Source organism: Gordonia neofelifaecis NRRL B-59395 (assembly GCF_000192435.1).
GTDB classification, from domain to species: Bacteria; Actinomycetota; Actinomycetes; order Mycobacteriales; family Mycobacteriaceae; genus Gordonia; species Gordonia neofelifaecis.
In genome coordinates this window covers 23,656-44,650 of record NZ_AEUD01000019.1, presented here as the reverse complement: position 1 = coordinate 44,650, position 20,995 = coordinate 23,656, and the positions used below count along the sequence as shown (strand labels likewise).

The 20,995-nt window shown below is 69.8% G+C and carries 19 protein-coding genes; 9 read left to right on the top strand and 10 right to left on the bottom strand.

Annotation, left to right across the window (positions count from 1 at the left end; translation table 11 throughout):
* Positions 1 to 215: 215 nt before the first annotated feature.
* The 4 genes from SCNU_RS17555 to SCNU_RS17540 are packed head-to-tail and all read left to right on the top strand — an operon-like array spanning position 216 to position 3,094.
* Positions 216 to 626: a helix-turn-helix domain-containing protein gene (locus SCNU_RS17555; protein WP_009680757.1), complete on the top strand. Its 411-nt coding sequence runs from the start codon at positions 216 to 218 to the stop codon at positions 624 to 626.
* A 50-nt stretch (positions 627 to 676) separates the two neighbouring features.
* Positions 677 to 1,618, top strand: a complete 942-nt coding sequence (locus SCNU_RS17550; RefSeq protein WP_139026100.1) for a hypothetical protein — start codon at positions 677 to 679, stop codon at positions 1,616 to 1,618.
* A 4-nt stretch (positions 1,619 to 1,622) separates the two neighbouring features.
* Entirely contained in the window at positions 1,623 to 2,144 is a 522-nt protein-coding gene (locus tag SCNU_RS17545) for an ImmA/IrrE family metallo-endopeptidase (protein WP_009680755.1), read from the top strand.
* A complete protein-coding gene (locus SCNU_RS17540) occupies positions 2,141 to 3,094 on the top strand; it encodes a hypothetical protein (RefSeq protein WP_009680754.1) in 954 nt (317 codons plus the stop codon). Before SCNU_RS17545 ends, SCNU_RS17540 begins: the two co-directional genes overlap by 4 nt.
* A gap of 25 nt (positions 3,095 to 3,119) precedes the next feature.
* Here SCNU_RS17540 and SCNU_RS17535 read toward each other — a convergent pair whose 3' ends face one another.
* The 3 genes from SCNU_RS17535 to SCNU_RS17525 form a co-directional block, all read right to left on the bottom strand.
* Positions 3,120 to 3,773 (bottom strand): hypothetical protein, encoded by a 654-nt coding sequence (locus SCNU_RS17535; RefSeq protein WP_009680753.1) that lies wholly within the window; start codon positions 3,771 to 3,773, stop codon positions 3,120 to 3,122.
* A 420-nt stretch (positions 3,774 to 4,193) separates the two neighbouring features.
* Positions 4,194 to 4,841 carry a potassium channel family protein gene (locus SCNU_RS17530; RefSeq protein WP_009680751.1) on the bottom strand — a complete coding sequence of 216 codons (648 nt, stop codon included), beginning with the start codon at positions 4,839 to 4,841 and terminating at the stop codon, positions 4,194 to 4,196.
* Between the two features lie 74 nt (positions 4,842 to 4,915).
* Positions 4,916 to 6,307, bottom strand: coding sequence for a TrkH family potassium uptake protein (locus tag SCNU_RS17525; protein ID WP_009680750.1), 1,392 nt, complete (start codon positions 6,305 to 6,307; stop codon positions 4,916 to 4,918).
* A 32-nt stretch (positions 6,308 to 6,339) separates the two neighbouring features.
* On the opposite strand from SCNU_RS17525, the gene SCNU_RS17520 reads away from it, so the two are divergent.
* The 3 genes from SCNU_RS17520 to SCNU_RS17510 all read left to right on the top strand — a co-directional run bounded on the left by SCNU_RS17520 (position 6,340) and on the right by SCNU_RS17510 (position 9,428).
* The gene (locus SCNU_RS17520; RefSeq protein WP_009680749.1) at positions 6,340 to 7,194 is read left to right on the top strand and encodes an LLM class flavin-dependent oxidoreductase; all 855 of its coding nucleotides are present in this window, start codon (positions 6,340 to 6,342) and stop codon (positions 7,192 to 7,194) included.
* 96 nt (positions 7,195 to 7,290) lie between these two features.
* Positions 7,291 to 8,757 carry an amidase gene (locus tag SCNU_RS17515; protein WP_009680748.1) on the top strand — a complete coding sequence of 489 codons (1,467 nt, stop codon included), beginning with the start codon at positions 7,291 to 7,293 and terminating at the stop codon, positions 8,755 to 8,757.
* A gap of 5 nt (positions 8,758 to 8,762) precedes the next feature.
* The gene (locus SCNU_RS17510) at positions 8,763 to 9,428 is read left to right on the top strand and encodes a GntR family transcriptional regulator (RefSeq protein WP_040518814.1); all 666 of its coding nucleotides are present in this window, start codon (positions 8,763 to 8,765) and stop codon (positions 9,426 to 9,428) included.
* A 12-nt stretch (positions 9,429 to 9,440) separates the two neighbouring features.
* On the opposite strand, the gene soxR is transcribed toward SCNU_RS17510, so the two are convergent.
* From soxR to SCNU_RS17490, 4 genes are all read right to left on the bottom strand, one after another.
* The gene (gene soxR / locus SCNU_RS17505) at positions 9,441 to 9,902 is read right to left on the bottom strand and encodes a redox-sensitive transcriptional activator SoxR (protein ID WP_009680746.1); all 462 of its coding nucleotides are present in this window, start codon (positions 9,900 to 9,902) and stop codon (positions 9,441 to 9,443) included.
* A gap of 162 nt (positions 9,903 to 10,064) precedes the next feature.
* Positions 10,065 to 11,528 (bottom strand): NAD-dependent succinate-semialdehyde dehydrogenase, encoded by a 1,464-nt coding sequence (locus SCNU_RS17500; RefSeq protein ID WP_009680745.1) that lies wholly within the window; start codon positions 11,526 to 11,528, stop codon positions 10,065 to 10,067.
* Between the two features lie 24 nt (positions 11,529 to 11,552).
* Positions 11,553 to 14,477 (bottom strand): FAD-binding and (Fe-S)-binding domain-containing protein, encoded by a 2,925-nt coding sequence (locus SCNU_RS17495; RefSeq protein ID WP_009680744.1) that lies wholly within the window; start codon positions 14,475 to 14,477, stop codon positions 11,553 to 11,555.
* A gap of 5 nt (positions 14,478 to 14,482) precedes the next feature.
* Positions 14,483 to 15,769: an aspartate aminotransferase family protein gene (locus SCNU_RS17490; RefSeq protein WP_009680743.1), complete on the bottom strand. Its 1,287-nt coding sequence runs from the start codon at positions 15,767 to 15,769 to the stop codon at positions 14,483 to 14,485.
* Positions 15,770 to 15,845: 76 nt separating this feature from the next.
* Between SCNU_RS17490 and SCNU_RS17485 the strand changes: the two genes are divergently transcribed.
* Complete coding sequence (locus SCNU_RS17485; protein ID WP_009680742.1) at positions 15,846 to 16,823, top strand: D-2-hydroxyacid dehydrogenase; 978 nt, start codon at positions 15,846 to 15,848, stop codon at positions 16,821 to 16,823.
* Here the strand turns inward: SCNU_RS17485 and SCNU_RS17480 are convergent.
* Positions 16,802 to 17,737: a LysR substrate-binding domain-containing protein gene (locus SCNU_RS17480; protein ID WP_009680741.1), complete on the bottom strand. Its 936-nt coding sequence runs from the start codon at positions 17,735 to 17,737 to the stop codon at positions 16,802 to 16,804. The genes SCNU_RS17485 and SCNU_RS17480 overlap by 22 nt on opposite strands.
* A 142-nt stretch (positions 17,738 to 17,879) precedes the next feature.
* Between SCNU_RS17480 and SCNU_RS17475 the strand changes: the two genes are divergently transcribed.
* The gene (locus SCNU_RS17475; protein WP_009680740.1) at positions 17,880 to 19,103 is read left to right on the top strand and encodes a Glu/Leu/Phe/Val family dehydrogenase; all 1,224 of its coding nucleotides are present in this window, start codon (positions 17,880 to 17,882) and stop codon (positions 19,101 to 19,103) included.
* A 16-nt stretch (positions 19,104 to 19,119) separates the two neighbouring features.
* Here SCNU_RS17475 and SCNU_RS17470 read toward each other — a convergent pair whose 3' ends face one another.
* Positions 19,120 to 19,905 (bottom strand): SDR family NAD(P)-dependent oxidoreductase, encoded by a 786-nt coding sequence (locus SCNU_RS17470; protein WP_009680739.1) that lies wholly within the window; start codon positions 19,903 to 19,905, stop codon positions 19,120 to 19,122.
* Between the two features lie 547 nt (positions 19,906 to 20,452).
* A complete protein-coding gene (locus SCNU_RS17465) occupies positions 20,453 to 20,896 on the bottom strand; it encodes a YybH family protein (protein WP_009680738.1) in 444 nt (147 codons plus the stop codon).
* Positions 20,897 to 20,995: the final 99 nt, after the last annotated feature.

The following is a 20,995-nucleotide window of genomic DNA, read 5'->3' as shown; positions in this document are numbered from 1 at the left end:
AGCGGAGGGGCGGAGCCTGCGCGTGATCAGGAACATCTGACGCATCGAATGAGCATGTCAGCAACGGTTAAGGCTGGCAACGGACCGCTTCTGAACGCAGATCGCGGGACAGGTCAGCGAACATGGCCTGCAATCAGCAATCTGAAATTGCTAGAATGGGACGGTTGGCACAACCCCGCCACCCACGACACCCGGACAGGACCGAGAGACGCACGATGGACGACGGCTTTGCAGAGCGGCTGAACCGACTCTTCGAGACCGTGCACCCTCCGGGCCGGAAACCGCACACCAACGCGGAGGTCGCGGCGACCCTGTCCGCCGCCGGGCACAAGATCTCGAAGCCGTACCTCTCGCAGCTGAGGAACGGGCACCGCACCAATCCGTCACCGGAGACCGTCGCGGCACTCGCCCGATTCTTCAAGGTGAAGCCCGACTATTTCTACGACGACGTCTACGCAGCCCAGATCGACCACGACCTCGAGCTGCTGTCCCAATTGCGCGGGCACGGGCTCCGCAGGCTCTCGAGCCGCGCGTTCGACCTCTCCGAGGAATCGCAGGAGATGCTCGCAGCCATGGCCGAGAAGCTGCGCCGCGGCGAGGGTCTGCCCGAGAGTCCACCCGACTGACCAGCAAGATTGGACAGTCGCCGACAGCCTGAAGGTAGTTTGTGGAACCGATGCACGTTCGGAAGTCATCGCGCACCGCGCGACCGCTGAGCGCCATCGCGGTCGCGATCGGCGTGAGCCTCGCGGCGCCGGCGACGGCGTCCGCCGCTCCACACCACCCCTGTGAACACACCTGGTGCGACGACGGCGCCTGGGCACCGGACGGTTCATCGACACCGACCGCCGATCCGTCGACTTCCGGGAACGACCCGACCACGCCGTCTGAGTCCACCGACACCGCCGATCCCACGCCGGACTCACCGTCCGTCACCGGCCCGTCGACTGTTTCCCCGTCGACCACGGGCCCGTCGGCCACCGGGCCGTCCGATCCATCGGAGGACTCCGGCCACGAGCACGACAACGGACACCATCACCATCCCGGCGACGACGGCAGCAGCGACGACGATGGCGGCAGCGACGACGATCAGGGCACCCCGACCGACGACCCGGGAGCCGTCGCCCCCTCGCCACCGGCCGGGACCTCCGGCGGCGGCGACTCGACCGCGTCCTCTCCGAACGATCACGACCCGTCCACCATCTACACCGACAATGACGACCCGGCCGCAGCGACGCCGCATCGGCCCAGCCCCCGCCGCCCGCGGACGAGGCCGGTACCCGTCGCGCCGTCGACCGGCACCCCGGCGGCACCGCAGTCGGGGTCGTCCGGCCGCGCCGACGACGTGTCTGCGCGCCCCGCACCGCCGCGTCGACCGCAGCCGACGACCGCACGACGAGAGGCTGCGGTCGCGGGCCCGCAGACCGACGAGCCACACCGCACGGCAGCCGTCGTCGCGGCCGGACCGGGCCCGACCCAGTACGCCGCCGCCGGCGCGGGCGTCGCGGGCCTGCTGATCATCGCGGCGGGCGCCGGAGCGGTCAGCTATCGCGGCGCACGCGCCGGCCGTGTCCGAGTGAACGCCGCTCGCGCCGAGTTCCTGGGACCGAAGAGGTGATGACATGACCGACGCAGTCGGCCGGTCGCAGCGAGCGCGGCGCTCACACCGCCGGATTCACGCGGCGGTCGACGCGGTCCTCGACGTCGCGGTCCAGAAGCATGCCGGATCGCTGCTGGAGATCGTGCAGGCGGTCGGCGAGAGCCGCGAACGCCCGATCACGGTCGCCGTCGACGACCTCGCTCCGGGCGTCTGGGGCCAGCGCCGCGAATACGCCGACCACGACGAGATCGTGCTCGCACGCTCGCTGCCGAGCGAGGCACGGACGCTCGCCCACGAACTGGGGCACGTGGTGTTCGACCATCCGGGCGCCACTGCGGAGGTAGCCGCCGTCGCCGCCGAGGACGACCTCATCGCCTACATGCTCGGCACATCGGCACCGCCGGAACCGCCGGTCGACGTCGACCGGGACCTGCACGAATGGGAGGCCGAGGCCTTCGCCGCACGACTGCTCCAGCGGCTGGCGCAGCTCTACCGCGGGCACTCGTGGCGGCCGATGCTCCGGTACGACGAGGCACTCGGATGACCTGGCTCACCTGGGTGATCGCCGTACTCTGCGCGGCGGCCGTCGGTGCACGGATGGGCAGGCTGACCGTCCGCCCGCCGTCGCTGGCGCGGAGTTCCGTCGCCGCAGCGGCCATCGCGGTGGCCGTCGCCGCAGCCGTCCGCACGCCGACGGTCGCGGTGATCCTCGGTCCCCCCGACAGCGACGTCCCAATGCTCACGTTCATCGGCTGCTGGGTGGTGGTCGCGACCGCGACCGCGCTGATCGCGTCGGCGGCGTCACCCCGGGTCGGACGACAGACGTTGGAAGCGGTCTCGATCGTGATCCCGACGGTCGCGGCCGTGGTCCTGGTGGCGATGTCGGTGACCGGAGAGATGGCGATCGGCTCGATCTTCGTCATCATCGCGTGCCTGTTCGCGTTGGTGATCGGCGTCCGATACATCGCCTGGAACCCGCTGGGCCGCGCGATCAGTTACTACCTGGTGGGCATCGCCGTCGTGACGGTCGTGCTCGCACTCGACCCGTCCCACACCGAACCGGCCAGTCGGTGGTGGGCGGTCTCGATCATCATCCTGAGTGTCTCCTGCTGCTCAGTGATGATCGAGTCGTGGTTCGTCGCACGTCGCGACCTGCGCCGCACCCGCGCACTGTTGCGGTCCCTGGTCGCCGCACACCCGGAGTTGGGGGACGGCGACTACCAGTCGGCGACCACCGTGCTGCGGGCCGACGACCGTGTCTCGCAGATCCTGGACGGTCTGTATCTGCACGCGGGCGCCGGCCTGATCGCCCCCGACCCGGGCGACGATGCCGCCGGTCCACGGCAGCGGGCCCGCGCGATCGCCGCATGGTTGCGCGACCCGGACGCCGCGCCCGTCGACCCCCGGCTCCTCACCACGCCGGACGAGCTGTCCGATCGACGCTGGGTTCGGCTGATCGCCCGCGAGTACGACCGCGCGCCGACCGCGGTTTAGGCCGAGTCCCAGGGAAGGTGTTCGGTCAGCTCACACGATCTGCGACGTCACGATCCCGCGGCACCGGTTTGGCCACCGGCGGACGGTCGGACACGACCCCGTACATCGTCACCCCGTTCCATTCGGTGACCGCGAACTCCGTCGCATTCCAGCCGGACACGAACCAGTCGCGCAACGGCGGCGAGCCCGTCCACGCGTAGAAGGGACGATCGTGGTCTCGGCAGAAGCGCTCCACCTCCCGCATCATGTCGATCACCGCACGCCCACCGCGAGCCTCCGGCGTCAGTGCGACCAGCATGCAGTTGACCGCATCGTCCACGGGAAGCGGCAGGGGCCGACTGGTCCACAGCTCCAACAGTCGCTCGCGCAGCCCCGGCGTCCGAACGGCGACTTCGACGTCGGCGGGAGTGAGCGGCGCGGCACCGTCCGGCGACAGGTCGACGTCGTGCGGGTGCCAGGCGAGCACACCCACCAGCCGGCCGTCGGCCTCGGCCCCGACCGCGCAGCCGACGCGCAGCAGCGGACGCAGGAGGAGTTCCGCGAGCCATTCGCGCTTGGCCGGATCGGCGACGTGGTCGCCGAGCAGCCATTGATACAGCGGGATCTCACCGATCCCCTGCTCGAGCACGCCGACAGCCTCTTCCAGCCGGTTGTCGTCGAGTGTGATGACGGTCGTCATCGGGCCTCCTTCTGAGGGTGGTGGGCCGGTATCGACGACGACGGGCCGCCTCGCGAATACGCGAGACGACCCGTCGCAATGTCTAGGTCGAGTGCGGTACTACGGGGTCGTGGGGGTATCGCCGCTGCTGCCGCCGGCCGAGCCGGAGCCGAGTGCTTCGATGATCGGGGTGATGAAGTCGATTTCCAAGCGGAGTGGGCCATCAGCCATGGTCGTACTTCTTTCTCTTAGGAGGGTGTTTCGCCCGATTGTTCGTCAATCGAACGTATTCATCAGGTTGCGCCGACGTGTCAGATCGATCACACGAAAGATGGTTTCGTTATGCAACCGTTATCCTCCGAACGGGGGATAAATCACCTAGACGCGGCATCTTTCCACGCATTCATGCAGGTAGATCGAATAGCCGACAAATCGCAGACGTCATTCTGACTCGGCGAACCTCGCCAGAGCCCGGCGGTGCCCGGCGACGATCAGCACGTCGCCCTCGTGGACGACGGTGTCCAGACCGGCGAACGTGAACTCCGCGCCTCGTCGTTTCACCGCCACGATGGTCACGTCGTAGTTCGTGCGAATCTTGCTGGACTTGAGGTCGAAGCCGACCAGGTCCCTCGGCGCCGGAGCCTTGGCCATCGCGAAGTCGTCGTCGAACTCGACATAATCGAGCATTCGCCGATCGATGACCAGGTGCGCCACCCGGGCGCCCATCTCGTGCTCTGGAAGCACCACGTGGTGCGCGCCGATGCGCTCGAGGATGCGCGCGTGCTGCCGCGAGATCGCCTTGGCCCAGATATCCGCCACCCCGATGTCGAGGAGCGCCGAGACGGTGAGGACGCTGCCCTCCAGGTCCGACCCGATCCCGACGACGACGTGATCGAAGGTCTCGACGCCGAGTTGCTTGAGGGCCTGCGGATCGGTCGAGTCGACCACCGCGGAATCGGAGACCTCGTCGGCGTACTTCTGCACCAGGGCCGGATCGCCGTCGAGGCCGAGGACCTCGACGCCCTGTTCGACGAGCTCGACCGCCAGCGACGCTCCGAAGCGCCCCAGACCGATGACTGCGACGCGCAAGTCGGCCTGTCGCCCAGCAGATCTCCGTACCGCAGACTTTCTGGCCACCACTTCTCCTAGTCTCGTGTCCCCGGCTAGCCGACGATCGGACGTTCTTCGGGTCGCTCGAAACGGCGAACACGCTCGCGCAATGCCAGCGCAGACGCCAGGGTAATCGGGCCGAGACGCCCCAGAAGCATCAGCGCGGCCAGAAGGAGTTGTCCGGCAGCCGGAATGCTCGGGGTGATGCCGGTCGACAGTCCGACTGTCGCGAAGGCGGAGACGGTCTCGATGAGGATCGCGTCGAGGCGGAAGTCGGTGAGGTACATCAGCGCGAGCGCCACCAGCATGACCGCGCCGACACCGAGCAGCGCGACGGTGACGGCCTGCCGCTGGACCTCCGGACTGATCCGCCGCCGCATCGCGTGCACGGTCGGCTCCCCGCGGATCTCGCTGAGGATGACATAGCCGAGAATCGCGAAGGTGGTGACCTTGATACCGCCTGCGGTACCGGCGCTACCACCGCCGATGAACATCAGGACGTCGGTCACCAGCAACGACGACGGATGCATCGCCGCGACGTCGATGCTGTTGAATCCCGCAGTGCGGGGCGACAATCCGGAGAAGAGTCCGGCGAGCAACTTGTCGGAGAACCCGAGCGGTCCCAGCGTCCCAGGGTTGCGCCACTCCGAGGCGGTGAGCACCACCACGCCGATCACGGCAAGCGCGCCGTACACGATCAACGTCATCCGCACATGCAGCGAGAACCACGGCCGTGCAGGGGTCTTCCGGTCCGGATGGGCCGCGCGGCCCCGAACGCGCCGGAACGCCCGGCGCAGCTCGAAGATCACCGGGAAGCCGATACCGCCGATCACCAGCCCCGCAGAGATCGGCAGGATGATCCACGGATCGCCGACGAATCCGACGAGGTTGTCGCTGTACAGCGCGAACCCGGCATTGTTGAATGCCGAGATCGCATGGAAGACACCGAGATACGCCGAGTGCACCAGACCCTGGCCGTATCCGACGGCGAACCGGACCGTCAGCACCGCCGCGATCACCGCCTCCACCACCAGGCTCGTCCCGATGACCCGAAGGATCACCCGGCGTCCGTCGCCGAACTCGACGGACTTCGTCTCCGCCCGTGCGGCCATCTGGGTGCGCAGTCCCACCCGGCGCATCACCAGCAACCCCAACAGTGCGGCGAGCGACATGACGCCGAGCCCGCCGATCTGGATCAGTGCGAGGATCACGATCTCGCCGAACGTCGACCAGTGGGTCGCGGTATCCACCACGATCAGACCCGTCACACAGGTGGCCGAGGTCGCGGTGAACAGCGCGGTCACCAGACCCGTCCCGGTGCCGTCCGCCGACGACATCGGCAGCGTCAGCAGTAGCGCGCCGACCATGATGACCAGGATGAAGCCCGCCACGATCAATCCGGCGGGCCGCAGCGCCGGAGCCTGCCGACGCGCGAGCTTGGACATTCCTAGAGATTACGACAGCTACCCTCGAAACCATGCGATACGGAGTGTGCATTCTGCCGGACATGCCGTGGCGCACGGCGCGGCCCCTGTGGGAGCGTGCCGAGGAGATGGGCTTCCAGCACGCCTGGACCTACGACCACCTGGTGTGGGGTGGCCTGCCCGACTCCCGTTGGTTCTCCTGCATCCCGACGCTCACCGCGGCAGCGTGCGCCACCAGCCGGATCGCACTCGGCACCTACGTCGTCTCCCCGAACTTCCGGACGCCGGTCGCCTTCGCCCGCGAGGTGCAGACGCTGACCGACATCTCCGACGGCCGAGTGCTGTTGGGACTCGGCGTCGGCGGCAGCCCCGACGACCGCGTCCTCGGCAGCCCGCCTCTCGATGCGCGGGCACGCGTCGACCGATTCCAGGAGTTCAGCCGACTCCTCGATCGCACGCTTCGCGAGGATCACGTCGACGCCGACGGCGTGTACTACGGAGCCCGCGACATGCGGCTCGTCGGCGGCGAGATCCGCTCCCGCGTTCCGTTCGTGCTGGCGGGCAACGGTCCTCGGTCGGTGCGTTTCGCTGCACGCCACGGCGACGGCTGGGTGACCACCGGTCCGCAGACCGAGTCGCTCGAGGACTGGTTCGGCACCGTCGGCCGGGGACGCGCGCTGCTCGCCGAGACCGCGGCTGACGCGGATCGCCGGGCGCCGGACGCCTATCTGAATCTCCACAGTTCGCCGGTGAACCCGCTGGAGTCGGTCGGCCGGTTCGACGAGATGGTCGGCCGCGCGGCCGACCTCGGGTTCACCGACGTCATCGTGCACTGGCCGCGCGAGACCGACCCGTACCGCGGTGATGTCGGAGTGCTCGAGCGGCTCGCGTCGCGCGGACTCGGCTGAGCGGCCCCGGCCCCATCGCCGCGGGACCTTGACCGCACGCCACTCCGGCGTACGATTGTCGACAATCAACAACCTCTATGAGAGGCGGTCGACGTCATGGAATCAGCGGCCACGTGCGGACTCACCGCGCTGGAACTCTCCGACGCCTACCGCCGCCGAATCCTCTCCCCTGTCGATGTCGCCGCCGAGACCCTCGCCGCAGTCCGCCGCGTGGACGGCAGTCTGAATGCGTTCTGTCTGGTCGACGAGCCCGGCGCACTGACGGCCGCGAAAGCCGCTGAACAGCGGTATCTCGACGGCACGCCGCTCGGTCCGCTCGACGGCGTGCCCGCGTCGATCAAAGACATCTTCCTCACCGCCGGCCTGCCGACCCATCGCGGATCCCGGCTCCTGGCCGATGCAGACGACGGCTCGCCACCGACCGTCGACGCTCCCGCGGTCGCCGCGACACGGGCGGCCGGATGCGTCGTGTTCGGGAAGACCACGACACCGGAGTTCGCCTGGAAGGGCGTCACGGACTCGCCGTTGGCCGGCGTCACCCGGAATCCGTACGACCCCGAGCTCACCCCGGGCGGCAGCAGTGGCGGGTCGGCCGCCGCGGTCGCGGCCGGACTCGGTCCACTGTCCGTGGGCACCGACGGCGGCGGCTCGGTGCGCATCCCCGCCGCGTTCACCGGCACCGTCGCCCTCAAACCGACCTACGGCGTGGTTCCGATGTACCCGTCCAGCCCGTTCGGCACCCTCGCGCACGCCGGGCCGATGGCCCGAACGGTGACCGATGCCGCCGCCTACCTGGACGCCCTTGTCCGTCCCGACGTGCGCGACTGGTCCGCGGTGCCCCGCTCTGCCACGTCGCCCGAAGTCGGCGGATTCCTGGCGGCAGCGATCGACGGCACCGGGTCCGACCGCCCGCTCGTCGGGCTGCGCGTCGCCTACAGCAGCGACCTCGGGTTCGGGTCCACCGACCCAGAGGTGGAACGCGAAGTGCGCGTGGCGATCTCCGAGCTCGAACAGCTGGGCGCGTCGATCGACGAAGTGGCCCTCGGCCTCTCCGACCCGGTCGACGCATTCCATGTCCTGTGGTTCGCCGGTGCCGCGGCGGTGCTGAAGCCGTTCGGGGAGGCGGCCGTCGACCGAGTCGATCCGCAGCTTCGCGACGCCCTCGCCCGCCACGGCGGTTTCAGCGCCCAGGACTATCTCGACGCGGTCGCCGTCCGGATGGCACTCGGAGTCCACCTCGGCGAGTTGCATGAGGAGTACGACCTGCTCGTCACCCCGACCACCCCGATCCCCGCCTTCGCCGCGGGTGCGGACGTTCCACCCGGCTCCACCGGCCCCGACTGGACCTCGTGGACGCCGTACACCTACCTTTTCAACATGACTCAGCAACCGGCACTGTCGGTCCCGTGCGGCGTCACCGATACCGGGCTCCCCGTCGGCGTGCAGATCGTCGGACCGCGATTCGCCGACCGCCGCGTGATGCGGACCGGCGCTGCACTGCAGCAGGTCGTCGGGTCTCGCGTGCCGCGGCCACGGATCCACGCGTGCGGCGGAGCGGCGTGACGATCATGGGGGCCGCGCCGAGGTCGTCGCTGGAACCCGTCGTCCAGGAGTCGACTCCGGCGATCATCGCGCGATCGCTGCGACGGGCGATCGCCGCGGGCGACTTTCCGCCGGGATCGCAGCTCGGTGAGGCGGCGCTCGCGAAGCAGCTCGGCGTCAGTCGCGGACCGCTCCGCGAGGCGATGCAGCGACTCACGCAGGAGGGGCTGCTCGTCTCGCACCGGAACCGGGGACTCTTCGTTCCCGACCTCACGTCTGACGCCGTCGACGACATGTACCTGCTGCGGACCACCGTCGAACGCGCCGCCGTCGAACGTCTCTTGCAGACCGGAGCCGGTCCCGCGTGCGCCGATCTGCTCGACGCCGCGGTCGCCAGGATGTCGGCGGTCGCCGATCGCCCCGATTCGGAGGAGATGATGGACGCCGACCTCGACTTCCATCGGGCGCTGGTGGAATCCGCTGCGAGCCGCCGACTCTCGCGGGTTCATGAGACGGTGATCGTCGAGACCAGCATGTGCCTGCGCGCTCTGCGATTCGCGTACGGTCCCGGCGAGGATCGGGTGTCCGAGCATCGGGAGCTCGCCGCCGCCGTCCGCGCAGGGGATCTCGTGCGCGCGGTCGCCGCGCTCGAAGCCCACATGCGCGACGGCGCCCAGCGGTTGGCACAGTAGCCGGGCCGCCGGTCAATCCGCGTCGGGAATCAACCTGCGCGCGCCGGCACCGTCGCGGCCCATCACGTCGCCGGGATTCGTGTACGGACACGCGGTCAGCGACAGGCAGCCGCAGCCGATGCAATTGGCGAGGTTGTCGCGCAGGGCGGTGAGGCGGGCGATGCGATCGTCGAGGTCGTCGCGCCACTCCCGCGCCAGGCGCGCCCAGTCGTGCTTGTCCGGCGGGCGGTCGTGCGGGAGGTCGTCGAGCGCCGCCTTGATCTGAGCCAGGCCGATCCCCAGGGACTGCGACGCGCGGATGAAGGCGATCAGACGCAACGTGTCCCGGCGATACTCGCGTCGGTCCCCCGACGTCCGTCGGCTCCGGATCAGGCCGATCTTCTCGTAGTAGTGCAGGGTCGAGACCGCCACACCCGCGCGGCGCGCGACCTCGCCGGGTTTGAGCCACACGGCATCGGTCGGTATCTCAGTCATCGACTTCCTCTCTGAAGACGTCCGCCGCTTGGGCGAGCGCACCCCTCAACCAACGAAAGGCGCCGCTCAACCAACGAAAGGCTCGTCCACAACCACATAAACACACCATCCCCCACCCGCCGGTTGAGCGAGGGTGCCGCTCAACCGACGAAGGGTCCGCTGTCAGCGGACCGGGATCGCGACGTACTTGGTCTCCAAGAATTCGTCGATCCCGGTGAGACCGCCCTCGCGGCCCAGGCCGGACTGCTTGACGCCACCGAAGGGTGCTGCGGGATTGGACACCAGACCGGTGTTCAAGCCGACCATTCCCGTCTCGAGCCGCTCGGCGATGGTCAGACCGCGATCCATCGACTCGGTCATCACGTACGACACCAGCCCGAACTCGGTGTCGTTGGCGAGTTCGACGGCCTCGTCGTCGGAGCCGAACGGAACGAGGGCCGCCACCGGACCGAAGACCTCCGTACTCATCATCTCCGCCCGCGCGTCCACCCCGGTCAGCACCGTCGGCGGATAGAAGTGGCCGGGCCCGTCCAGCCGACGACCGCCGCACCGCACCTGTGCACCGCGGGCGACGGCGTCGTCCACCAGATGCTCCACCTTGTCGACGGCCGCCCGGTCCACCAACGGTCCGACGTCGGTGCCGTCCGTCGCGCCGTCGCCGACCGTCAGCCGCGACATCCGTTCCGTCAGCAGGTCGGCGAACTCGTCGATCACCCTGCGATGCACCAGGATCCGGTTCGCTGCGGTGCAGGCCTCGCCCATGTTCCGCATCTTCGCGGCCATCGCGCTGTCGATCGCCACGTCGAGATCGGCGTCCTCGCACACGATGAACGGCGCATTGCCACCCAACTCCATCGACGTCCGCAGCACTCCTCCGGCGCACTGCTCCAGCAGTCGTCTGCCGACCCGGGTGGAGCCGGTGAACGACAGCTTCCGCGCCTTCCCGGAGTCGATCCACGGCTCGACCACCGAACCGGCCGACGAGGTGCACACCACCGACAGCACGCCGTCGGGCAGCCCCGCCTCGGCGAGAAGATCGGTGACGTAGAGCGAGGTCAGCGGAGTGAGACTCGCCGGTTTGTAGACCATCGTGCAGCCCGCCGCGATCGCCGGACCGATCTTGCGGGAGATCATCGCGAGCGGGAAGTTCCACGGGGTGATGAGAATGCACGGTCCCACCGGCTCCCGGGTGATGAGGAACCGCGACTTTCCGTCCGGACTGCGGCGCGCGTCGCCCGATATCCGCACCGCCTCCTCACCGAACCAGCGGAAGAACTCGGCGCCGTAAGCCACCTCACCGCGCGCCTCCGCGAGCGGCTTGCCCATCTCCGCGGTCATCAACTGCGCAACCTCGTCGGCCCGCTCGACCAGCAGCTCGTACGACCGCCGCAGGATCTCCGACCGGTCGCGCGCCGGCACGGAGGCCCAGTCCCTCTGGTGCGCGGCCGCGGCGTCGATCGCCGCCGCGGCGTCTCGTGGACCGCCGTCGGCCAGGGTGGTGAGCACCTCCCCGGTGGCCGGATTCTCAACGTCGAAAGTGTCCCCGGAGAATGCCGTTCGCCATCGGCCGTCGATGTGGATGCCGGTGCCGAGACCGGCGACGATATCGGCGACGTTTCGAGTCATGACGCACCTCCCAGGTGTGGTGTTCTACATCGGTTCACGGTTTCGGCCCCGACGTGCTCCGTCACGCGCGTCGAGCGGATCCGGGTCCAGAAGCTGGAGCAGGTGCAAGCCGCGACGGTCGGCACCCGCATCCCCGCCCGCGGTCGAGTCGGTGACCGCCAGTCTGCGGATCTGGGTGGCGCACGAGAATCCGTCGGTGAGCACCGGAGCATCGGGGTGCCGGCGGAGCGCGGGCGCCAGCGCCTGTTCGGCGACGGCGTCCGAGACCTCCTCGTGCCCCGCCGTGAATCCGAAGTCGCCTGCCACGCCACAGCATCCGGTCGCCTCGACGACGTTGCGGACCCCGAGCGCGGTGAGCGTGCCGCGCTGCACGCGGTTGCCGAAGGTCGCGTACTCGTGACAGTGGGTCTGCACGACGACTGTCTCCGGCGCCCCGGCCGGCCATTCCGGGGCACGGTCGCCGGCGGCGAGCTCGCCGAAGTGGGCGGCGACGGAGCGCACGCGCGCCGCGACCCGGCGGGCCCGGTCGGCCTCGTCCGCCCCGACTGCGTCGCCGGTCAGCAGACGGGGAAGTTCGTCGCGGAGGGTGGCGGCGCAACTGGGCTCGACCACGACGATCGGCGAGGTGCCGTCGCCCTGGCTGTCGAGATGGCGTGCGGTGCGCCGCAATGTCTTCCGTGCGGCGTCGAGGCGGCCGGTGGTGATCTGCGTCAACCCGCAGCAGTGGTCGGTGTCGCACGTGACCGACGAGTGCACGCCGCCGAGGACCCGGGCGGCCGCGCCTGCTACCTCGGGCCGGAGTCCGCGCGTGAACGAGTCGAGGAACAGCACCACCTCGGCGGGCTTCGACGATCCGACTGACGACGGCACTCGGCGGAGCTGCGCGCGCAGTTGCGCGGCCGAGGCGAACTCGGGCAGGACGCGACCGTCCGCGAGCCCGGCGAGGCGAGCGCCCGCGACGCCGAACCTCGTGGCCGCCAGTCGATTGAGCGGTGCGGCCAGATATGGGGTGATCCGCAGCCAGGTGGGCAGCATCCCGATCGTGTAGTGCACGCGGGGGCGGATACGACCGTCGTAACGACGATGCAGCGCTTCGGATTTCATCGCCGCCATGTCGACACCGGTGGGGCAGTCGGACGAACACGCCCGGCACGCCAGGCAGAGATCCAGCGACTCGGTGACCATCGGCGCGTTCCAGTCGGCCGCAACGCCGCCTCGCACCAGTTCCTGGAGCACGCGGGCGCGGCCGCGCGTCGAATCCTTCTCGTCTCCCGTCGCTCGATACGACGGACACATCACGCCGCCGGCGTGTGTCCGGCACCGCCCGATTCCGATGCACGCCTGCGCCGGGTGCGGTGCGACGTCCGCGAGCGCGAGGTCGGCGTCGATCGGCCGCGTCTCACGCAGCCCGCCGGGCGCCAGCAGGCCTTTCGGATCCCAGATCGCGGCGAAGCGGTCGAACGCCGACAGCATGCGCGGCGAGTACATGATCGGCAGCAGCTCCGACCGTGCACGACCGTCGCCGTGCTCGCCCGACAGTGATCCCTCGTACCGCACCACGAGATGTGCGGCATCGGTGCAGAACGCCCGGAACACCGTGCGGCCGTGCTCGGTTCGCAGATCGAAGTCGATCCGGATGTGCATGCACCCGGCACCGAAGTGGCCGTACATCACGCCTGTCAGTCCGTGCCGGTCGAGCAGCTCGCGGAACTCGGCGAGGTAGTCGGCGAGCAGGTCGGGCCGCACCGCGGCGTCCTCCCAACCGGGCCAGGTGGAGACGGTCTTCCCGGTCGACGGGTCGGTGAGCTGTGAGCTGAGTCCCGCCCCGTCCTCGCGGACCCGCCAGAGGTCCGCCCGCTCGGTGGGATCGTGAACCTGCCGCAGGTCGACGACGTGTCCGTCCGCACGGAGCGCCGACTCCAGATCCGCTGCCTCGCTGTCGGTCCCGTCGAGTTCGATGAACAGCCAGGCCCGCCCGGCGGGCAGGTCGGCGACGGCGTCGGCACCGCGCCGAAGCCGCATCGTCTCGACGATCACCTCGTCCACACCCTCCACCGCGGACGGCCGGTGCCGCAGCAGCAACGGGACGTCGCGGGCCGCGTCGACGATGTCGGCATAGCCGGCCACGATCAGCCTGGTCTGCGACGACTCCTCCACCAGTGCGACCGTCGCTGCGGTGACGACCCCGCAGGTGCCCTCGCTGCCCACCAGCGCCCGCGCGACGTCGAAGCCCTCCTCCGGCAGCAGGTGCCGGAGGTGATATCCGGACACCTGCCGTGGGATCCGGCCGAGCTCGGTGCGGATGTCCGCCAGATAGTCCGACGCCAGTCCCCGCAGCTCGGCCGCCAGGTGCTCGGCGCGGGCGACAGCGGTCGCATCGCCCGGCTCTGTCGCACGGATTCCGTTGCGCGAGGCCGTCAGTCGCACGCCGTCGACGGTGACGAGGCGGAGCTCGACGACGTGGTCGGCGGTCCGCCCGTACCGGACCGAGTGGTTGCCGCACGCGTCGTTGCCGATGGCGCCGCCCAAGCAGGCCCGAGTCTGGCTCGACGGATCCGGCGCGAACGTCAGCCTGCGGTCGGTGGCCCGGTGTACCGCGGCTCGCAGCTCGGTCAGCACGACGCCGGCCTCCGCCGTCACGGTCCGCGCCACCTCGTCGACGTCGATCACCGCGCGCATGTACCGGGAGAGGTCGACCACGACGCCCGGACCGATCGAGTTGCCGGACATGGAGGTGCCGCCCCCGCGCGCGGTCACCGGAACACCGAGCCGGTGGCAGACGGCCAGCGCCGCGGCGACGTCCGCTTCGGTTCGGGGGAACAGTACCGCGACCGGTCGCACCCGGTAGTTGGACGCATCGTAGGAGTACTCGGCGATCCGCCGCGCCGAGAACTCCGGATCGAGCCCTTCCGCGCGCAGTGCCTCGATCAACGCGTCCGGGTCAGTCATGACTTCTACATTTCCACCACACGCCGGACGGCGCGAACGAAACGTTCTGTGCCGGTGACGACTTCGTCCGCGGTGACCACCAGTGCGGGGATCAGCCGGACGATCGATCCGGTGGGCCCGCAGGTCAGGGTCAGCAGGTCCTCGTCGATGCACGCCTGCTGCACCGACGACGCCAGCCGGGCGGCCTCGATGGCCCGCGGTCCCCCGGCGTTCGCCGTCGGATCGCCGAACTCGACGGCCAGCATCAGTCCGGTACCGCGGATGTCGCAGATCTGATCGATCCCGGCGAGTCCGGAGCGCAGTCCGTCGAGCAGTTCGGCCCCGCGCACACGCGAGTTCTCGACCAGCCCTTCGCGTTCGATCACGTCGAGCGTCGCGACGCCCGCTGCCGCGGCCACCGCGTTGCCGCCGTAGGTTCCGCCCTGCGAGCCGGGCCAGGCCTTGGCCATGATCGCCTCCGGAGCGGCGATCGCCGAGATCGGGAAGCCCGATGCGATGCCCTTCGCGGTGATGATGACGTCGGGGACCAGCCCGTCGGTGTGCTGATGTCCCCAGAATCTGCCCGTTCGTCCGACACCCGCCTGCACCTCGTCGAGCACCAGCAGCGCGCCATGGCGGGCCGTGCGCTCGCGCAGTCCCGCGAGATACGCGGGCGGGACGGCCAGATAGCCGCCGTCGCCGAGGAACGGCTCGATCACCACCGCCGCCAGCTCGCTGGGCGACAGTCGTGTGGCGAGCAGGTAGTCGAACTCCTTGAGGGCGTGGTCGACGGCGTCGTCGGTCGTCATCCCGAGCCGCAGGGCGTCCGGGAAGGGCGTGGTCGCGACGCCGGACATGAGCGGACCGAAGCCCGCCGAGAACTTGGTGCCCGCGGTGGTGAGCGAGGCCGCGGCGACGGTGCGGCCGTGGAACCCTCGCTGGACGGTGACGATGTACTGGCGCCCGGTGGCCATGCGCGCCAGCCGGACCGCCGCCTCCACCGCCTCCGATCCGGAGTTCGCGTAGAACACGGAGTCGATGCCGTCGGGGAGGAAGTCGCCGAGGCGCTCGGTGAGTCTCAGCAGCGGCTGATGCATGACGGTCGTGTACTGGGCGTGGATGATCTTGGTGCACTGCTCCTGCGCGGCGGCGACCACGTCCGGGTGGCAGTGTCCGGTGCTGGTGACGCCGATGCCAGTGGTGAAGTCGAGATATCGGCGACCGTCGGTACCGTGGATCCACGAGCCCGCCGCGTGATCGACCACCACCGGGGTGGCCTGCTTGAGTACCGGAGACAGAGATGCGCCGCTCATGTCGCCAGTGTGTGCCCCGTCACTACTCTTGTCAACGGTAGGATTGTCGACAATCACTCCAGGCTACGGTGAGGTCATGTCCGAGCGTTCCCCGATCCTGGTCCTGCTCACCGCCGATGGAGTGGAACCGCCTCCGGACCTCGACGCGATCCGCGAGATCGCCGACGTGCGGACGGCGACGGCGGACACCCTGCCCGACACGATCCCCGGTGCCGACGCCCTGCTGGTGTGGGACATCTTCTCCAGTGCCCTCGCCGATGCGTGGTCGGCGGCGGACTCATTGCGGTGGGTGCACGTGGCGGCCGCGGGGGTCGACGCCGTCCTGTTCGACGACCTCCGCCGCTCGGACGTGCTGGTCACCAACGCCCGCGGAGTGTTCGACGGACCGATCGCCGAGTACGTGCTGGCGTGCGTGCTGGCACACGACAAGCTGCTCCACGAGACCGAGGAGTTCCGCCGACGAGGTCAGTGGGCGCACCGCGAGACCCTGCGCGTCGCCGGGCGGCGCGTGCTCGTCGTCGGCACCGGCGGCATCGGGCGCGCCACCGCACGACTGCTCCGCGCCGTCGGACTCGAGGTCCGCGGTGCCGGCCGGACCGCCCGCGAGGACGATCCCGACTTCGGCACGGTCATCGACTCCGCGCATCTCGCCGCGCACCTGGCGGACGTGGATCACCTGGTGATGGCCGCCCCGCTGACCGACGCCACGCGCGGCCTCCTCGACGCGGCCGCGCTGGCGGCGCTGCCGGACAGTGCCCACGTGATCAACGTCGGCCGCGGCGCGCTGATCGATCAAGCGGCGCTGACCGCGGAGATCACGGAAGGTCGACTGTCGGCGCACCTCGACGTTCTGGTCAGCGAGCCACTGCCCGACGGCGATCCGCTCTGGACGCTGCCCGGCGCCCACGTGAGCCCGCACATGTCGGGCGACGTCGTCGGCTGGCGACGGACGCTGTCGAGACAGTTCCTCGACAATCTCCGGAGCTACGCGCAGGGTGTCGAGCCGGGCCCGGCGGTGGACAAGAGGCGCGGCTACGTTCCGGGCACCGCCTGACCGTCGGGTGGCCGCAGACCGACCTCCAGCGCCGCGTCGGCCATCGCGTCGATGAACGCGTGGAGCGACCGTCGCCCGTCGTCGCGGCTCCGATACGCCACGGAGAGATTGCGCTCGAACCGCCCGGCCAGCGGCGTGAGCTCGACCCCGGCGGGAGCCGTGGCGGCACCGAGGTCGGACACGAGCGTCACCCCCTGACCGGCGGCGACGAGCGCCAGCGCCGTCGACTGCTCACCGACCACGTGCCGGACGTCCGGCTCGAAGCCGGATTCACGGCATGCCATCCGGACTGCGCGGCCGAAGTGCGATCGCGAGTCCGACAGGATCCACGCAGACCCCGCTAGTCCGGCCAACTCCACCGGTGAGGGTCCGGCCGCTCCGGCGGGGGTGGCGACGTATATCCGCTCGACGGCGATGGTGCGTCGCGCGAGCGATCGCACCTGCGGCATCGCGTAGTTGGAGTAGTCGATCACGAACGACAGGTCGAGCGAACCGTCCCGCACGGCATCGGACCCGGCCTCCGGCGCCAGCTCCACCGAGTGCACCGAGACGCCGGGGGCGCGCTGGCGCAGAAGTGCGAGTCCGGCGGGCAGCAGCCCGGTCGCCACCGACGCCCACACGCCCGCGCGCAGCGTCGCCGTGGAGCCGTCGCGCAGTGATTCGATGGCGCTGCCCGCACTCTCGACGGCGTCGAGGATCTCCTCGGAGTGGTCGGCGAGCACTCGGCCCGCCTCGGTGAGCGCGATCCGCCGCCCGTGGCGCTCGAACAGCGGAGTGTCGGCCTCCCGCTCGAGCAGCGAAAGCTGTTGGGAGACTGCGGACGGCGAGTAGTGGAGGGCGTCGGCCACCGCGGTGACCGTGCCGCGGTACCGAAGCTCCCGAAGCAGTTTCAGGCGGTGCAGCGAGACCTCCATGCCTCGACCCTAGTGGTTCCCCGCCCGCGATCGGTCACCGAAACTGAACGATCCACTGCACAAATTCGACATGGACGTTGTTCCCGGCGAATCCGATCATGGGGCCAGGAGAGAACGCGCCGACCCGAGGAGGCGACGAGCCATGACACTCACCCCGATCAGTCCAGCGACGGCCGCCGGCGTCGACGCCGTCCTTCCCGTGCCCGGCGTCGACCGCCGTCGTCCGCCGTACCTGCGGATGGAGTGGTCGGACGCCGAGACCGGCGCGGTCGGCTACCTGGTGATCGACACCCTGGTCCACGGCATGGCGACCGGTGGGACGCGGATGCGTGCGGGGTGCACGATCGACGAGGTCGCCGACCTGGCACGCGGGATGTCGAACAAGACCGCGGCCTTCGACCTCCCCGTCGGCGGCGCCAAGGGCGGCATCGACTTCGATCCGAAGGATCCGCGGGCGCATGCGGTGCTGACGCGCTTCTGCGAGGCGATGCGGCCGTTCCTCGACCGCCATTGGGTCACCGCAGAGGACCTCGGCGTCTCGCAGGAGACCATCGACTCCGTGTTCGCCGAGCTCGGGATGCGGCAGTCGTATCACGCGGCCATCGAGCGTTCCGCGGACCCGCAGGCCACCGCCGCGCGCGTGTTGGGCGGACTGAACGCCGCCGCTCCCGGTGGGCGGCTCGGCGACGTCATCGGCGGATACGGCGTCGCCCAGGCGTGCCTCGCCGCGGCTCGGGTGCGCGGTCAGTCCGCTGCCGAGACCACCGTCGCCGTGCAGGGCGTCGGCACGATGGGTGGCGGCGCGTCGTTCTATCTGCACGAAGCGGGGATGCGGGTGGTGGCGCTGGCGGACGCGAGCGGCACCCTCTACCACCCCGCAGGCCTCGACGTCCCGACGCTGCTCGCCGCGCGCGATCGGTACGGCGAGATCGATCGGGCCGTGGTCGCCCCCGACGTGATGCGACTGCCCCGCGAAGCCGTGCTCGGCATCGACTGCGACATCGTCGTGCCCGCCGCGGTCTCGTACGCGATCACCGCCTCGAACGCCGCGCGGATCCAGGCGCCGATCGTCGTCGAGGCGGCGAACGCCCCGACGACGGCCGACGCCGAACTCGACCTGACCGCACGCGGCATCGCGGTGGTCCCCGATTTCATCGCGAACGCCGGCGCCGTGGCCTGGGCCTGGTGGCTGCTGCTCGGACACGTCGGCACCGACTACCGCGACTCGTTCGACCGCCTCCGGTCCAGGATGGACGCCAAGGTCTCGGCGCTGCTGACCGACTGGACGCCGGCGCACGGACCCGTCCGCTGGACCGCCGACGTCTCGTCGACGACCAGGTCCGCGGAGCCGCTCGTCGTGCCGTGACTCACGCCGAGGCGGCCTATCCCTGCAGTTCGGTGAGGTGCCGCAGGATGTCCGGATACCGCCGCAGGTGCCCGCCGCCGTTGACGTTCAGGACCTCGCCGGTCACCCATGACGAGTCTTCGGAGGCGAGGTACAGCACCGCCGCCGCGATGTCGTCCGGCTGTCCGTTCCGGACCAGCGGAATGTTCTCGGTGAAGTCGTCCTGAATCGTGGGGACAGCCGTGATCCCGGCGACCAGCGGCGTCTCGACCAAGCCCGGGGAGATCGCGTTCACTCGGATCGACTTCGGACCGAGTTCCAGAGCGGCGACCTCGGTGAGCATCGCGACACCGGCCTTCGCCGAGCAGTACGCAGCGAATCCCGCCCCCGGCTGCCGGGCGTTGAGGGAGGCGATGGTGATGATCGACCCGCCGTCGCCCATCGCCCGGGCAGCGTGCTTGACGACCAGGAACGCTCCGGTCAGGCACAGGTCGATGGTCTGCCGCCAGACATCGGCGTCGAGATCCGCGACCAGCCCGATCCCGCTGCCTCCCGCGCAGTTCAGCACCACGTCGCAGCGCCCGAAGTCGTCGGACACCGAAGTGAACAGCGCCTCGACCGAGGATTCGTCGGTCACGTCCACGCGCTGTGCCCGCGCGGCCGCCCCCAGGGACGCCGCACGTTCGGCGGCATGATCGCCGTCGATGTCGGCGATCACCACCGACGCGCCGTGCTCGGCCATCAGTTGCGCCGACGCCCAGCCGATGCCGGATGCACCGCCGATCACGACCGCCACCCGGCCCGGCAACCGCTTGTCACTCATAGCTTCTCCTTCTAGCGCGACCCCCGACTCGGTCGAAGCTATCGACTCGCCGCGGCGGTCGTACGAGAGTGGCGAAAGCCCTTCGCGGAACGAGCCGATCCGCTAACCGGCGCAGCGGACTACGGGCAGCCTGGAGCCCAGACCGGACTGAGCTTGTCGGTCAGGCGGCGGTGAGGCGGGTGAGGTGGGCCTCCGCGCGGGAGTGCTCCGGTGCCGGTGGGGCATGTGGCCCTTGATCGGGTAGCAGTTACGCGTGATGAATCTGGTTGACTCGCCAGGCTTTCCGCCCTCGGCCGCCGGTGATCGGTCGCCAGGCGACGTGTCCGGCGTGCGGCCCGTCGATCAAGGGCGGCCGGGTCGTCCGGCAGCACCATCGCGGACTGTGCATCCATGCTGCTCACCGCCCCTCCGGACCGACCCACGTGATCGATCATGTCTCTGATCGTCGTTATGGGTGCACACCATCGCGCAGGTACGACGAAACGGCGCCCCAGAACTCGGCCGACGAGCGCCGCTCCTCCCGAGATCGGCACCCGGCCGGAATCACTCATCGAGGCACCAGAGTGTTCTGCCGACGAGCGATCCACCAGCGGCCGCCGCGCTTGACGAAGACGTACAGCGCGTTCATCTCCGGTGCCTGGCCCGAGTCCGCGGCCTCGGGCGTCGACCATGCGCTCTTCTGCGCGACCGCCACGTCGGGTGCCACCGAGGCGATGTCCGACAGCCGGTAATGCGCGTTCGCCTCGCGAAGGACCCCGTTCGCCAGAGCCGCGCGGGCCGCTTCGTCGATCTCGGACCGCCCGCGCAGCACACTGCCCACCGCGTTGACGATGACCGCGTCGTCGGCGACGTGCTTGTTCATCAGATCCGGGTCGTTGGTGTTGAAGCCGCGTTCGACATCGGCGACGATCGCGCGGAGGGCATCTCGATCAGCAGCGCTGATCGACTCCGCGCGTTCAGCGGGCATCTCATGGACTGGTTCCGTGTTCATGCTCGACAGCGTGCTTCATCAAGTGCGCTTGATGTCAATAGTCGACGCAGGAAGCCGCGCCCGCTCACACCACTGCTCACCATGTGGTTTGACACACAC

What these genes read in the sequence shown, in the direction of transcription:
- SCNU_RS17475 (WP_009680740.1), top strand. Translation starts at nt 17,880, where the DNA reads ATGACACTCACCCCGATCAGTCCAGCGACGGCCGCCGGCGTCGACGCC.
- SCNU_RS17550 (WP_139026100.1), top strand. Translation starts at nt 677, where the DNA reads ATGCACGTTCGGAAGTCATCGCGCACCGCGCGACCGCTGAGCGCCATC.
- SCNU_RS17520 (WP_009680749.1), top strand. Translation starts at nt 6,340, where the DNA reads ATGCGATACGGAGTGTGCATTCTGCCGGACATGCCGTGGCGCACGGCG.
- SCNU_RS17495 (WP_009680744.1), bottom strand. Translation starts at nt 14,477, where the DNA reads ATGACTGACCCGGACGCGTTGATCGAGGCACTGCGCGCGGAAGGGCTC.
- SCNU_RS17540 (WP_009680754.1), top strand. Translation starts at nt 2,141, where the DNA reads ATGACCTGGCTCACCTGGGTGATCGCCGTACTCTGCGCGGCGGCCGTC.
- SCNU_RS17525 (WP_009680750.1), bottom strand. Translation starts at nt 6,307, where the DNA reads ATGTCCAAGCTCGCGCGTCGGCAGGCTCCGGCGCTGCGGCCCGCCGGA.
- SCNU_RS17510 (WP_040518814.1), top strand. Translation starts at nt 8,763, where the DNA reads ATGGGGGCCGCGCCGAGGTCGTCGCTGGAACCCGTCGTCCAGGAGTCG.
- SCNU_RS17535 (WP_009680753.1), bottom strand. Translation starts at nt 3,773, where the DNA reads ATGACGACCGTCATCACACTCGACGACAACCGGCTGGAAGAGGCTGTC.
- SCNU_RS17555 (WP_009680757.1), top strand. Translation starts at nt 216, where the DNA reads ATGGACGACGGCTTTGCAGAGCGGCTGAACCGACTCTTCGAGACCGTG.
- SCNU_RS17500 (WP_009680745.1), bottom strand. Translation starts at nt 11,528, where the DNA reads ATGACTCGAAACGTCGCCGATATCGTCGCCGGTCTCGGCACCGGCATC.
- SCNU_RS17490 (WP_009680743.1), bottom strand. Translation starts at nt 15,769, where the DNA reads ATGAGCGGCGCATCTCTGTCTCCGGTACTCAAGCAGGCCACCCCGGTG.
- SCNU_RS17470 (WP_009680739.1), bottom strand. Translation starts at nt 19,905, where the DNA reads ATGAGTGACAAGCGGTTGCCGGGCCGGGTGGCGGTCGTGATCGGCGGT.
- SCNU_RS17545 (WP_009680755.1), top strand. Translation starts at nt 1,623, where the DNA reads ATGACCGACGCAGTCGGCCGGTCGCAGCGAGCGCGGCGCTCACACCGC.
- SCNU_RS17515 (WP_009680748.1), top strand. Translation starts at nt 7,291, where the DNA reads ATGGAATCAGCGGCCACGTGCGGACTCACCGCGCTGGAACTCTCCGAC.
- soxR (WP_009680746.1), bottom strand. Translation starts at nt 9,902, where the DNA reads ATGACTGAGATACCGACCGATGCCGTGTGGCTCAAACCCGGCGAGGTC.
- SCNU_RS17465 (WP_009680738.1), bottom strand. Translation starts at nt 20,896, where the DNA reads ATGAACACGGAACCAGTCCATGAGATGCCCGCTGAACGCGCGGAGTCG.
- SCNU_RS17480 (WP_009680741.1), bottom strand. Translation starts at nt 17,737, where the DNA reads ATGGAGGTCTCGCTGCACCGCCTGAAACTGCTTCGGGAGCTTCGGTAC.
- SCNU_RS17485 (WP_009680742.1), top strand. Translation starts at nt 15,846, where the DNA reads ATGTCCGAGCGTTCCCCGATCCTGGTCCTGCTCACCGCCGATGGAGTG.